12 protein-coding genes are annotated in these 12,158 nt (G+C 70.0%); 3 read left to right on the forward strand and 9 right to left on the reverse strand.

All coding sequences use genetic code 11. The features are described from left to right. The 9 genes from A9O67_RS01825 to A9O67_RS01865 form a co-directional block, all read right to left on the reverse strand. Positions 1 to 1,386: retention module-containing protein (locus tag A9O67_RS01825; RefSeq protein ID WP_068606823.1), on the reverse strand; the 1,386-nt coding region annotated here is incomplete at its 3' end. Between the two features lie 119 nt (positions 1,387 to 1,505). After that, complete coding sequence (locus tag A9O67_RS01830; protein ID WP_231960168.1) at positions 1,506 to 1,769, reverse strand: hypothetical protein; 264 nt, start codon at positions 1,767 to 1,769, stop codon at positions 1,506 to 1,508. Beyond that, the gene (locus A9O67_RS01835) at positions 1,766 to 2,449 is read right to left on the reverse strand and encodes a response regulator transcription factor (protein ID WP_231960170.1); all 684 of its coding nucleotides are present in this window, start codon (positions 2,447 to 2,449) and stop codon (positions 1,766 to 1,768) included. The genes A9O67_RS01830 and A9O67_RS01835 overlap by 4 nt, the downstream gene beginning before the upstream one ends. An 18-nt stretch (positions 2,450 to 2,467) precedes the next feature. Then, positions 2,468 to 3,895 carry an HlyD family type I secretion periplasmic adaptor subunit gene (locus A9O67_RS01840; protein WP_068606827.1) on the reverse strand — a complete coding sequence of 476 codons (1,428 nt, stop codon included), beginning with the start codon at positions 3,893 to 3,895 and terminating at the stop codon, positions 2,468 to 2,470. After that, complete coding sequence (locus tag A9O67_RS01845; protein ID WP_068606829.1) at positions 3,892 to 6,063, reverse strand: type I secretion system permease/ATPase; 2,172 nt, start codon at positions 6,061 to 6,063, stop codon at positions 3,892 to 3,894. The genes A9O67_RS01840 and A9O67_RS01845 overlap by 4 nt, the downstream gene beginning before the upstream one ends. A 136-nt stretch (positions 6,064 to 6,199) precedes the next feature. After that, positions 6,200 to 7,927, reverse strand: coding sequence for a phosphoenolpyruvate--protein phosphotransferase (gene ptsP / locus A9O67_RS01850; protein WP_068606831.1), 1,728 nt, complete (start codon positions 7,925 to 7,927; stop codon positions 6,200 to 6,202). Continuing rightward, positions 7,924 to 8,193 carry an HPr family phosphocarrier protein gene (locus A9O67_RS01855; RefSeq protein ID WP_068606834.1) on the reverse strand — a complete coding sequence of 90 codons (270 nt, stop codon included), beginning with the start codon at positions 8,191 to 8,193 and terminating at the stop codon, positions 7,924 to 7,926. The genes ptsP and A9O67_RS01855 overlap by 4 nt, the downstream gene beginning before the upstream one ends. Further along, positions 8,162 to 8,608 carry a PTS sugar transporter subunit IIA gene (locus tag A9O67_RS01860; protein WP_068606836.1) on the reverse strand — a complete coding sequence of 149 codons (447 nt, stop codon included), beginning with the start codon at positions 8,606 to 8,608 and terminating at the stop codon, positions 8,162 to 8,164. The genes A9O67_RS01855 and A9O67_RS01860 overlap by 32 nt, the downstream gene beginning before the upstream one ends. 19 nt (positions 8,609 to 8,627) lie before the next feature. Further along, positions 8,628 to 9,221, reverse strand: coding sequence for a hypothetical protein (locus A9O67_RS01865; RefSeq protein WP_068606838.1), 594 nt, complete (start codon positions 9,219 to 9,221; stop codon positions 8,628 to 8,630). A gap of 33 nt (positions 9,222 to 9,254) precedes the next feature. Here A9O67_RS01865 and A9O67_RS01870 point away from each other — a divergent pair, with 33 nt between their 5' ends. The 3 genes from A9O67_RS01870 (at position 9,255) to A9O67_RS01880 (ending at position 12,149) form a co-directional block, all read left to right on the forward strand. Next, the gene (locus tag A9O67_RS01870) at positions 9,255 to 9,692 is read left to right on the forward strand and encodes a thioredoxin domain-containing protein (protein WP_068606841.1); all 438 of its coding nucleotides are present in this window, start codon (positions 9,255 to 9,257) and stop codon (positions 9,690 to 9,692) included. Between the two features lie 77 nt (positions 9,693 to 9,769). Beyond that, complete coding sequence (locus tag A9O67_RS13340) at positions 9,770 to 10,630, forward strand: hypothetical protein (protein WP_156682225.1); 861 nt, start codon at positions 9,770 to 9,772, stop codon at positions 10,628 to 10,630. Position 10,631: 1 nt separating this feature from the next. Beyond that, positions 10,632 to 12,149: a methyl-accepting chemotaxis protein gene (locus A9O67_RS01880; RefSeq protein WP_068606845.1), complete on the forward strand. Its 1,518-nt coding sequence runs from the start codon at positions 10,632 to 10,634 to the stop codon at positions 12,147 to 12,149. Positions 12,150 to 12,158 lie beyond the last annotated feature (9 nt).

The raw sequence follows: 12,158 nt of genomic DNA on the forward strand, positions 1-12,158 counted from the left end.
CGCTCCCGCGTGCAGCGTGATCGCGCTGTCCGTCAGCGTCGCCGTCAGGCCCGTGCCCGCACCCTCCGTAAAGCGCAGCCCGTAGCGCATGCCATCGGGCCCACGCATGGCTTCTTCGCCCGCCCCCACCAGCACCATCTTCGGACCATCGGCCCCAAAGACCACCTGAAACGCCGCCGTGAATGCACCGCTGTCCGGCGCCTCATCCGGCCCGTTGCCGTCGGCCGTGCCCGCGTCCGTCTGCTGCAGCACCGGCAGCTCGGCTTGCTCGGCCTGTTCGACGACGGGACCGTCGTCGGTGATCGTGATGTCGATACCCGACGAGGCGAGCACGGCATTGGATGGATCGCGGACCTCGATCACGAAGGGATCGGGAACGGTGTCGTCTTCGTAAGTGTCATCGCCATCGAGCACATCGAACGGCCCATCGCCATCATCGCCACTTTGCTCGGGCTTGGGGTGATCGGCGTTGCCGGTCAGGACGTAGGTGTACTCGTACACCCCAGGGCCTGTGAGCGTGACCGTGATGGTCCCGTACTTGCCGTCCAGCGTCCACGGGCTGGCCCCGGTCAGTTGGACCTCATCGCCGTTGTCGTTGACGAGCCAAATGGTGTTGGGGATGGTGCCCGGGGTGTAGGTGAACGAGCCCGTGACGGTTTCCTCGGTCTCGCTGGACCGGGTGCCGGGCGAGCCGCTGTTGGTGTTGTTCACCTCGTCAATGGAGCTCTCCCGTACGGTGCCTTCGCCACCCGTGATGGTGGGGAGCACGACCGGGGGTTCGGTTTCCGGCGGTTCCGTGACCGGGGGCTCGGTGACGGGCGGCTGTGTCACCGGCGGCTCGGTGGCGGGCGGTTGGGTGGCAGGGGGTTCCGTGGCCGGCGGCTCGGTGGGCGCCGGAGGTTCGGTGGGCTCCGGCGCCTCGGCGGCCAGCAGCGGAGCGTCGATGGGACCTTCCGGGTTGAACTGGTAGTTGTAGGCGAGCGGATCCACGCCTTCGGTGATGCGCAGCAGCCGCACGAAGCTGCTGCCGTCGCCGCCCGCGCCACCCCCAGCACCTGCCGCCGCGGCTTCGAGTTCCTGCGTCAGGTCACCGCCCTGCTCCAGGATCTGGGTGATCTGCTCGACGGTGCCGGTCTGCACGGCGGCATCGGCCGGGGTGGGCGTGGTGTCGGTCTGGACCAGGGTTTCGTCGACGCGAACGGCCTGCGCGGGCCCCATCGCCAGGATCTGGCCGTCCTCCATCAGCAGTTCGACGCGCGCACCGGCGGCGGTGCGCAGGGTTTCGCCCTTCTGGACGACGTCGCCGACCTTGGCGGCACGAACGTTGCCGTCGGGCCCGACGATGATGGCGTTGCCGTTGACCGAAAGGATGGTGGCTTTGGCCATGGTGCACTCCTGAGCGTAGAAAAACGTTGGCCGCAGCTTACGCCCAGCGGCGGCCTGCGGCCATTGGACTTAAGTCCAGTTTTGATGGGGCGGCGTGGCGCGGACGGTGATCGCCGGGATCAAATCAGCCCGGAATCTCCGTCGTCCAGCAGCTGCAGGCGCCGGCTGAGCGCGGCGCGCGTCTGGCGGCGCTGCAGCAGCTTGGCCTGGGCTTCGGCCGGAAAATCCGTGAACTGGATGACCCCGCGGGCGATGAGGATGTCGATCAGGTCTTCGGTGATGCGCGCCAGTGCCGGGTCGGTGCTCGCGAGCAGATGCCGGGCGCGTTCCGGCGAGGGCGCGCCCACTCCGTCTGCGGTGTCGGGGGTGTCGGGATGGCTCATGGGCGGGCCTCGGTCGGAGCGGGGGTGCCGTCGGGGGCGGTCGCGGCGTCGCCGCCGGACAGACGCAGCGCCAGTTGCAACCGATCGCGCACGCCGAGCTTGTCGAACACGCTGCCCAGGTGGGCCTTGACGGTGCGCTCGCTGATGCAAAGCTGGTCGGCCACCTCGCGGTTGGACTTGCCGGCCGCGACGGCCCGCGCGACCTGGGCTTCGCGCTCGGAGAGGACGGACAAGTCGGCCACGGTGCGCGGTGCCGCCGGCGTTTGGTCGAGGACCTGACGCGTCGCGGACAGCAGCCGCTGAACCAGCTCCGGCCCCACCCACAAGCCGCCGTGGCGGACGACGTGCTCCACCTCGCGCAGAACGGCGGGGACCGCAAACAGGTGGACATAGCCGCGCGCGCCCGCGTCCAGCGCGCGCAGGCCCTCGGCGTCGTTGGGCACGGGGCTGAGCACGACGACGGGCGCCGCCCCCTGGGTGTGCTGCAAACGGCGCACGCAATCCAGCCAATCCGGGTGGGTGACCGGCAACCACACGGTATCGGCCGCCCGCACGGTGCCCTGCAGCGTGGACCAGGTGGACCACTGCCCGTCGGGGAAGGCCTGCAGCCAGCGTTCGGGGGGCATCACGGGCGCGGCCCCTGGGGCACCGGCGGTGACGAGAAAATGTCGCTTGCTCACGTCCGTGGTCCTCCGGGTTCAGCGCTCCGACAGGGCATTGGCTTTGGCGCGCAGCACCGGCTTGAGCAGATAGGCCAGCACCGTCTTCTTGCCGGTCAGGATGTCGACCTGCGCCACCATGCCCGGGATGATGGGCAAGCCCTCGCCCAGGCTGGCCTGCCGCGTGCGCAGCCGGACCAGGTAGTAGGCGTTGCCCTTGTCATCGACGACCGAGTCGGCGCCGATGCTCTCGACGTCTGCCCGCAACCCGCCGTAGATGGCGAAGTCGTAGGCGGTGAACTTGACCATGGCCTCCAGCCCCGGCCGCAGAAAGGCGATGTCCTTGGGCGCGATGCGCGCCTCCAGGATCAGCGCGTCGTCCAGGGGGACGATTTCCACCACTTCGCGTCCGGGCTGCACGACGGCGCCGACGGTGTTGACATGCAGCCGCTTGACGGTACCGCGCACCGGCGACTTGAGGTCGGCCTTGAGCACCTTGTCCTCCAGCGCACGGCCGCCCTCGGCCATGGCGGACAGGCGGCTGAGGGTGTCGGACAACTCCGCGCTCATCTGGCTGCGGGCATTGAGCTGCACCTCTTCGATGCGGCGCTGGGCCTCGGCGATGGCCGCCTGGATGCGGGAAATCTGCGCGGTCGTTTGATCGCGCTCGCCGCGGAGGCGGGCCACGTCGCGCTCCAGGCGCAGGACTTCGACCTCGGAGACGGCGCCGCTGCGCACCATGGGGCGGGTGGCTTCCAGCTCGCGCTGGGTGAGCTCGAGGCTGCGTTCGGCCTGCTCCTTGCGGGCGCGGGCTTCGTTGAGCTCCTGCTGGCGCTGGCCCAGTTGGCTTTGGGTGATGCCGATCTGGGCGGACATCTCGGCCCGTTTGGCGTCGTAGGCGGCGCGTTCCTGCGCCACGAACTGCGGCGCGTTGCGCTGCAATTCGGGCGAGGGCGTGAACGGCCGCCCCTGGATGAGGGCCTGCAGCCGCTCGGCCTTGGCCTGCAGCGCCAGCTGCATGGTGCGGCTCTCGCCCAGGTTGGAGACGAAGCGCGTCGGGTCCACGCGCAACAACAACTGCCCCGCCTGCACGAGCTGCCCCTCACGCACCAGAATCTCGTCGACCACGCCCCCATCGACGCTTTGCACGATCTGCACCTGGCTGGTGGGCACGACCCGGGCTTCGCCGCGGGTGACTTCGTCGATCTCGGCAAAGGCGGCCCAGACGATCATCAGCACGACGACCACGGCGGCGATGCGCACCAGGTAACGCGCGCGCAGCGGCTCCTGCTGGAGCTGCGCCCAGTCCGCGTCCGTGGCCCAGTCCAGCGACTCGCGGTCGATGTCCGCGGGCAAGTCCCCGCCCAGGCGCTCGACCACGCCGCCAAACAGGGTGCGCCCCAGCCGGCTGCCGCCCGCCGTCAGGCGGCCGAAGCGCTCGAATCCCTTGGCGCCCATCTCGCTCATGGCGCAGCCTTTCCGATGCGGCCCTGGCGCAGCGCCAGAATGACCTGCTCCTTGGGGCCGTCCGCGACGATGCGGCCCGCATCCATGACGATGATGCGATCGACCAGGTCGAGCAGCGAGGTGCGGTGGCTGACCAGCACGACCGTCTTGCCCGGAACGAAACGGCGCAGGCGAGCCTTGACCGTTTCCTCGCTGGAGTGGTCCATGGAGGCCGTGGGCTCGTCGAGCAGCAGGATGGACGGGTCGTGGATGACCGCGCGGGCGATCGCCACACCCTGGCGCTGCCCGCCGGAGAGGGAGTCGCCCCGCTCGCCGATGACCATCTCGAAGCCCTGCGGGTGGGCGTTGACGAATTCGGTGATGCCGGCGATGGTGGCGGCCTTGAGCAGGTCCTCGTCGTCGGCCAGCGGCGCGCCCAGCGTGATGTTCTCGCGCAGCGAACCGTAGAACAGCATCACGTCCTGCTGCACATAGCCGATGTGGCGGCGCAGCTCGGCCGGGTCGAGCTGGCGCGCGTCCACGCCATCGATGAGCACGGCCCCGCCGGTGGGCCGGTACAGGCCGAGGATGAGCTTTTGCACCGTGGTCTTGCCCGAGCCGACGCGGCCCAGGATGGCCACCCGCTCGCCCGGCTGGATGCGAAAGCTGACGTTGCGCAGGGCGCCGTTTTGCTGACCCGGGTAGGCGAACGAGACGTCGCGGAACTCGATCTCGCCCTCGAAATGCCCGCGGGTGACGAAGTGCGCATCGTCGGGACGCTCGACTTCGCGCTGCATCAGCTGGTCGAGCGAGTCGAGCGACGTGCGCGCCGTGTGGTACTGCACGAGCAGGCCCGCGACCTGCCCGATCGGCGCCATCGCGCGCGAGGCCAGCATGGTGCAGGCGATCAGGCCGCCCATGGACAGTTGGCGCTCGCCGATCAGGTAGACGCCCAGCATGACCATCGCCACGTTGACCGTCTGCTGGATCATGGACGAGGTGTTGGTGGCACTGTTGGACAGCAGGCGCAACTGGGCGCCGACACGCGCCAGCAGGGCGGCGCTCTTTTCCCACTTGCGCTGCAGGGGGGACTCGGCCGCCAGCGCCTTGACCGTCTCGAACCCCACCAGCGCCTCCACCAGCGTGGCGTTGCGCTGGGCGCCAGCGCGGTAGGTGGTTTCGGCCAGCTCGTGCATGCGCTGCTGCACGCCCAGGGCATAGAGCAGCATCAGCACCGCCCCCAGCACCAGGGGGATGAGCATGGGCGGCGCGATCCAGGCGATCACGGCAAAGAAGATCAGCGCATACGGCAGGTCGATGAAGGCGATGACCGTGGCCGATCCGATGAAGTCGCGCACCGACTCGAACGCCCGCAGATTGGCCGCGAACGAGCCCGCCGAGGCGGGGCGCTGCTCCATGCGCATGCCCAGCACTCGCTCCATGATGAAAGCGGAGAGCTTGACATCGGCGCGGCTGCTGGCCAGATCGACGAAGCGCCCACGCAAGGTGCGCAGCACCATATCGCCCAGCAGCACGACCACCACCCCCGCCGCGAGCACCCACAGCGTGTCGAACGCCTGGTTGGGCACCACGCGGTCGTAGACGTTCATGGTGAACAGGGGCATGGCCACCGCGAACAGGTTGGTCAGAAAGGCGGCCAGCAGCACGTCGCGGTAGAGGGCGGCGTTTTCGGCAATCACGCCCCAGAACCAGTGGCCCCGGCGCACCCCGCGCACGATGGGCGAGCGCGCGTCGAAATGCTGGCGCGGCCGCACATAGAACGCGCGGCCGCTGTAGCGCGCTTCCAGCTCGGCCAGCGGCATGTCGACCGGGGCATCGCCCAGTTCCGGGAACACGACCCGGCAGCGGCTGCCGTCCTCCGAGCGCTCGAGCAACACGCAGGCGTCGCGCTCCTGCAGCAGCAGGACGGCGGGCAGCAACTCGGTGCGCAGGCGGGTGATGGGCTGGCGCACGACCTTGCTGCTCAGGCCCAGGCGATGGGCGGCGCGGTCGAACAGGCTGGGGGTCAAATGCCCATTGACGGTGGGCAGGCCCGCCACGGCGCCTTCCGGGTTGGCGGCCAGGCCATGCGCCCGGGCCACGATGAGCAGGCAGGCCAGCAGGGGATCGTCCCCCGCCACCGGCGCTGCGGTGGGCGGCGCAGCCGGCTCGCTGGGTGCCGCGCTCATGCACACGCTCCAATCGACATCGAACGCCCCTTCTCTGGTGATGGATCCCCTGCTCCCCAGCCGCCCACAGGCCGTCTGACAGGGAAAGCCGATCACCCCCGAGGCCGCGCATTGCTAAAAATGAGTATAGCGCCCGTCAGTCGGCCAGCAGCAGGGTCGGCTCGTCGCTGGCGATGACATTTTGCGCCCAGGCGCGCAGCTTGCGGGTGTCGCTGCGCAGCACCTGTTGCTTGACGGCCAGGATTTGCGTCGGATGCATGGAAAAGCTGCGCAAGCCCAGCCCCAGCAACAGACGGGTCATGGTGACGTCGCCGGCCATTTCGCCGCAAACGCTGACGGGCTTGCCCGCCTCGCGGCAGGCGGCAATCGTGTCGGCCACCATGCGCAGCACCGCCGGGTGCAGGGGGTCGTACAGATGGGCCACCGATTCGTCCACCCGGTCGATGGCCAGGGCGTACTGGATCAGGTCGTTGGTGCCGATGGACAGGTAATCGAAGTGGCGCACGAACAGCCGCACCGCCAGCGCGGCGGCCGGCACTTCGATCATGGCCCCCAGGCGCACGGGGCCATAGACCGCCCCGCGCCGGTCGAGCTGCTCGCGCGCCTTGGCCAGCATGGCCTGCACCTGGCGGATCTCGCCCAAGTGGGCCAGCATCGGGATCAGGACGTTGACCTTGCCGTGCGCCGCCGCCCGCAGGATGGCGCGCAACTGGGTCAGGAACATGGCCGGCTCGGCCAGACTCCAGCGGATCGCCCGCAGCCCCAGCGCGGGGTTGAGGTGTTCGTCGCGCCGATGGTGGTCCAGCGGCTTGTCGGCGCCCACATCGACCGTTCGGATGGTCACCGGCAAGCCGTGCATGCCCTCGACGGCGCGGCGGTAGGCGTCGTACTGCTCCTCCTCGTCCGGCAGCTTGCCGCCGCGCCCCATGAACAGGAATTCGGTGCGGAACAGCCCGACGCCGACCGCCCCCACGGACAGGGCCGGCAAGGTGTCCTCGGGCTGCTCGATGTTGGCCAGCAGCTCGATGCGCTCGCCATCCAGCGTGACGGCCGGCGTGTTCTTAATGCGCGCCAGCCGCTCGCGCTCGATGACCCCCTGGCGCTGCTTGTAGCCGTATTCGGCCAGCACCATGGGCGTGGGATTGACGATGAGCACGCCCGCGTCGCCATCGACGATGACCCAGTCGTCCTGCTGCACGAGCTGGCTGGCATTGCGCGCCCCCACCACCGCCGGGATGTCCAGACTGCGAGCGACGATGGCGGTGTGGCTGGTCTTGCCACCCACGTCGGTGACGAAGCCGGCAAAGACGCTCTGCTTGAACTGCAGCATGTCCGCCGGGGCGAGGTCGTGCGCCACCAGCACGAGCGGCTGCGTCTCCACCTCGGGGGCCGGTGCAGCGGTGACGGGCGAGGCCACCCCGCGCATGACGCGCAGCATGCGCTCGACCACCTGCTCTAGGTCCGCCTTGCGCTCGCGCAGGTAGGGGTCTTCCATCTCGTCGAACTGCTTGGCCACCAGCTCCAGCTGCGCCGTCAGCGCCCATTCGGCGTTGTAGTGGCGCTCGATCACCCAGTGCTTGACACCCTCCTGCAGATGCTCGTCCTGCAGCAGCATCAGGTGCACCTCCAGCAGGGCGGCGAGCTCGGTGTGGGCCTCCACCCCGTCGTGCACCAAGCCCTGGCGCAAGCGGTCGATTTCCTCCGCGACGGCGTCGCGGGCTTGTCGCAGGCGGGCCAGCTCCGCCTCGGCCTGCTCCGGCGCGATGAAGTAATGCGCCACATCCAGACGGCTGGAGGCGACCAGCACCGCCCGGCCGATGGCGACGCCGCGCGAGACGGCCTGCCCGTGCAGCGTGAAGGTCATTCGCCCTCCCCGAACTTGTCGTCGATCAGCGCGACGATGGCGTCCATGGCCGCCTGCTCGTCGGGGCCATCGGTCTCGATGTCCACGGTGGCGCCCAACCCGGCGGCCAGCATCATCACCCCCATGATGCTCTTGGCGTTGACACGCCGGCCGTTGCGGCTGAGCCACACCTCGGACGCAAATCCCCCCGCCAGCTTGGTGAGCTTGGCCGATGCGCGGGCGTGCAGCCCGAGCTTATTGCTGATGGTCACGGTGCGTTGGATCATGGGTGGGCCTGCGGAATTGGTTCTGCGGCGCGGTGGGGGCCAGCGGCATCACACCCTGGGTGCCCCCCAGCGTGGCGCGCGACACCAGGGTGTCGATGGGCTCGTGGCGGTAGGTGACGGCGCGCAGCAGCATAGGCAGGTTGACCCCCGTAACCAGGCGGGTGTGGACGCCATCGAGCAATTGCGTGGCGATGTTGCAGGGCGTCGCGCCAAAGATGTCGGTCAGCACCAGGGTGTCGTCCGCGCCGTGCAGGGCCATCATCTGGCGGGCCTGGGCCAGCGTCTCCTCGGGGGCCTGGTGCGGGGGCACATCCAGTGCATCGACGGCCTGATGCGCATCCGGAAAGACGTGCAGCACGCACTGCCGCAACGCGGAGGCCAGGGGTGCGTGGGCGATGACGAGGATGGCGTTCACGACAAAATTATCCGCCCGATCAGCGCAGGGCGAGCCCGCCGAAGTAGGTTTCGTGGGCATCGGGCGACAGCCCGGGGCCGTAGAGCGCCACCTGGGCCAGCCAACGGCCGTCGCTGGCCCAGTGCAACTCCGCCTGCACCGCTGCACCGGTGGGGGTGCGCCCGGGGCCGCGCCAGCAGCGCTGCACGGTGGCCCCGCGCGTGACACAGGGCACGGCCGCCCAGCCAGGCGGCACGCCATCCGGCCCCGGCTGCAGTTGCAGGGTGGCCCAACTGGCGCGCTGCCAGTCGTCGATCCAGCCGGCGGGCTCCTCGCCCGCGGGCCAGGCGTCGGGCAGGCGCACCGCCGCCACGGCAAAGGTGTGGCCCGCCGCTTCGCAACTCAGCATGTGCAGCGTCACCAGCGGCTGTTGCGGGCCGCGCAAGAGCACGTCGCGCGTGGCGCGCTCGGGCTTGCAGGGCAGCACCGCCGTCAGCGGTGTCGCCTCCTGCCGCACGGTGCGCCAGTCGAGCGCCGGGCTGCACGCCGACGCCAGCAGGGCCGTGAGCAACGCCACCGCGGCCCACGGCAGGCGGGCGATGGCGGGGTGCGGGAAAGCGGGGCACAATGCCATACCGACCATCGTACCGCAGCCCCCGACGCCTCCATGAGCACGCCCGCCGCCGCCCCAGCCCGCCCCCCCGCCGCGCTGCCGGTGCCAGCGTCGCTGCAGACGGCGGCCCAGGCGGCCGTCGCGCAGAAAGAGCCGCTCGTGGTGATGGTGACGCTGGCGGGCTGTGCCTTTTGCGAGGTGGTGCGCAACCACTATTTGGGGCCCATGCTGCAGCGCGGCGAAATCCACGCCGTGCAGATCGACATGCTGGATCGCCGCACGCCGTTGCTGGACCTGCAGGGGCGATCCACCACGGGCTATGACCAGGCGCGGGCCTGGCGCGTGCGCGTGGCCCCGACCGTGCTGTTTCTGGACGAGCGCGGGCGCGAGCTGGCCGAGCGGCTGGAAGGCATCGGCGTCGCCGACTTTTACGGCCCCTACCTGGACGAGCGGCTGCGAACCGCGCGCACCCAATTGGGCGCGCGCCGCTGAGGGACACGGTCCCTGCGGCACAATGGGACTGGAACGGTTTGCCGCCTTCGCCCGATTCCCATCCCCACGAACGCGCCATGTCCAGCTCGACCGCCACACCGTCTCCCCCTCGCCCACCCCGGCTGCTGCGGCCTGGGGTCGCGCTGATGCGGCACCTGGACATGCGCCTCAAACTCATCGGCCTGGCGCTGGTGCTGATGGTGCCGTCGGCCATCATCGGCACGATGCTGCTGTACGGCATTGCGTCGGACTGGCGCTACACGGCCGGCGAGCGCTTGGGCCTGCAGGGGATCCGCGCCCTCAGCACGGTAACCGATCATCTGCAGGATCTGCGCGACGCCACCCACCGCCACACGGCCGATGGAAATGCTGCGGCCGGCCAGGCGCGCGATGCCGCGGCCATGGCCCTGAGGGGTGCGCTGGCGGCCGTGGCACCGCTGGCCGAGGCCAACCCCGGCTGGGGTTGGGAACGGGCGCTGCCCGCCGTCGAGCGCGCGCTGACCGCCGATCCCCCGGCGGCGCATGCCACCACCTTCGAGCGCAACGGCAGGGCGGTACAGGCCGTGCTGGATGTGATGGACCGCATCGGTGAGGTCTCGGGCCTGTTGCTCGACCCGCAGGCGGAGACCTATTTTTTGATGGATTTGACCGTCACCCGGCTGCCCAAGCTGGCCGAGAGCATCAGCGTGCTGCGCGGCGATGCCAGCGGCCTGCTGGCCCGCGACGACGGCACCTCGGTGGACGATGCGCGCATTCTGGGCTTGACGCAGGCCATCGACACTCATCTGCGCGGGGTGCAACAGCGGATGCGATCGCTGCAGCTCCACGACGAGGAGCCCCCAGCGGAGTGGGCTGAGGCCGAAGGCGCGACCCTCACCTTCGCCACCGCGATTGCCGTGATCTACGGGGCCACGGCCCCCCGAAGGCAACCCGGATGAGGTGTATGCCGCCGGAACGCAGGCCCTGCAGGCCGTGCGCCAGGCGCAGCGGGCGGCGATCGAGCGCCTGGACGCCCTGCTGGCCGAGCGGCAGGACGGACTGGTGCGACAGGGTCTGCTGGTCCTGGGCACCAGCCTCGTGGGCCTGGGGCTGCTCGTCTATGGCATTTGGGCATTCGCCTGGGCGACCCTCCACAGCCTGCAAACGTTGTCGCGGACCATGGAGCGCGCGGCCGACGGCGATTTGACGACGCAGGTCAGCGTCGAAGGCCGCGACGAGATGGCGCGCATCGGCCGCACCTTCGAAACGATGCTCGGCAAGCTGTCGGATCTGGTGGCCGAGGTGCGCAGCGCCTCGGCCATGGTCACCGATGTCGGCTCGTCCCTGGTGGACGACAGCAACCACCTGGCCCACCGCACCCAGGCCCAGGCCGCCAGCCTGGAGCAAACCACCAGCGCCGTGCGCAGCGTGGGGGACGACATGGTGCGGCTCAACGCCGATACGGCCAAGGAGGTCAGCCACGCCACGCGTGCGCTGCAACAGCAGACGGACAGCGCGGGCGAGGTGATGGATCGCACCGTGGCCGAGATGGACACGCTGCAGACCACCTCGGCGCGCATGAGCGAGATCATCGGCACCATCGATGCCATCGCCTTCCAGACCAACATCCTGGCGCTCAATGCCGCGGTCGAGGCGGCCCGCGCGGGCGAGGCGGGGCGCGGCTTCGCCGTCGTCGCCGCCGAAGTGCGGTCGCTCGCGCAGCGCAGCCAGACCGCCGCCAACGAGGTGCGCGGCCTGATCGAGGCATCGCGCCAGCGGGTGGGCTCGTCGGCACAGGCGATCGGCGCGGTCAACGCGGTCATGCACGAGCTGCTCGCCCGCATCCGCGAGGTATCCCAGCGCATGGACCAGATCGCCCACGCCAGCGAACGGCAAAGTGGCGCACTCGGCGAAGTGGTCACCGCCGTGGGCGATCTGGATGCGGTCACGGCCGAAAACTCCGCGCTGGTGGAGCGCACGCAGCACCGCTCGCGCCGGCTGATCGAACGCGCGCACGACATGGCCGAAGCGGTGGGCAACATCCGCCTACGGCTGGGCACCGCCGACGAGGCCAAGGCGATGGCCGAGCGCGCGCTGGCGCACATCCGCCAGGTCGGCTATGAACGCGCGGTGCAGGACTTCCACGCCAACCCGGCGCAATGGGTGGATCGGGACCTGTATGTGTTCGTCTTCGACCGCGAGGGCTTCTACCGCGTGCACTCGGCCGACCCGGCCAAGGCCGGCACGCCGCTGTCGGCCGCCCCAGGGCTGGATGCCGAGCGGCTGCTGCAGGATGCCTGGTACCGCATCGACCGCGGCGGCGGCTGGGTGGACTACACCATCGTCAACCCGGTCACGGGCGATGTCCGGGCCAAGACCTCGTATGTACTGCCGGTCGATGACCGGCGCCTGGTCGGGGTGGGAGCCTACCGCATGGCCAGCACGCGGCTGCGACAAGCCCATGCGGGCGCGGCGTGAGCCGCCCGC

Origin of the sequence: Tepidimonas fonticaldi (assembly GCF_001675355.1) — a bacterium.
Lineage (GTDB): Bacteria > Pseudomonadota > Gammaproteobacteria > Burkholderiales > Burkholderiaceae_C > Tepidimonas > Tepidimonas fonticaldi.

What these genes read in the sequence shown, in the direction of transcription:
- A9O67_RS01855 (WP_068606834.1), bottom strand. Translation starts at nt 8,193, where the DNA reads ATGATCCAACGCACCGTGACCATCAGCAATAAGCTCGGGCTGCACGCC.
- A9O67_RS01830 (WP_231960168.1), bottom strand. Translation starts at nt 1,769, where the DNA reads ATGAGCCATCCCGACACCCCCGACACCGCAGACGGAGTGGGCGCGCCC.
- A9O67_RS01865 (WP_068606838.1), bottom strand. Translation starts at nt 9,221, where the DNA reads ATGGCATTGTGCCCCGCTTTCCCGCACCCCGCCATCGCCCGCCTGCCG.
- A9O67_RS01870 (WP_068606841.1), top strand. Translation starts at nt 9,255, where the DNA reads ATGAGCACGCCCGCCGCCGCCCCAGCCCGCCCCCCCGCCGCGCTGCCG.
- A9O67_RS01840 (WP_068606827.1), bottom strand. Translation starts at nt 3,895, where the DNA reads ATGAGCGAGATGGGCGCCAAGGGATTCGAGCGCTTCGGCCGCCTGACG.
- A9O67_RS13340 (WP_156682225.1), top strand. Translation starts at nt 9,770, where the DNA reads ATGTCCAGCTCGACCGCCACACCGTCTCCCCCTCGCCCACCCCGGCTG.
- A9O67_RS01845 (WP_068606829.1), bottom strand. Translation starts at nt 6,063, where the DNA reads ATGAGCGCGGCACCCAGCGAGCCGGCTGCGCCGCCCACCGCAGCGCCG.
- ptsP (WP_068606831.1), bottom strand. Translation starts at nt 7,927, where the DNA reads ATGACCTTCACGCTGCACGGGCAGGCCGTCTCGCGCGGCGTCGCCATC.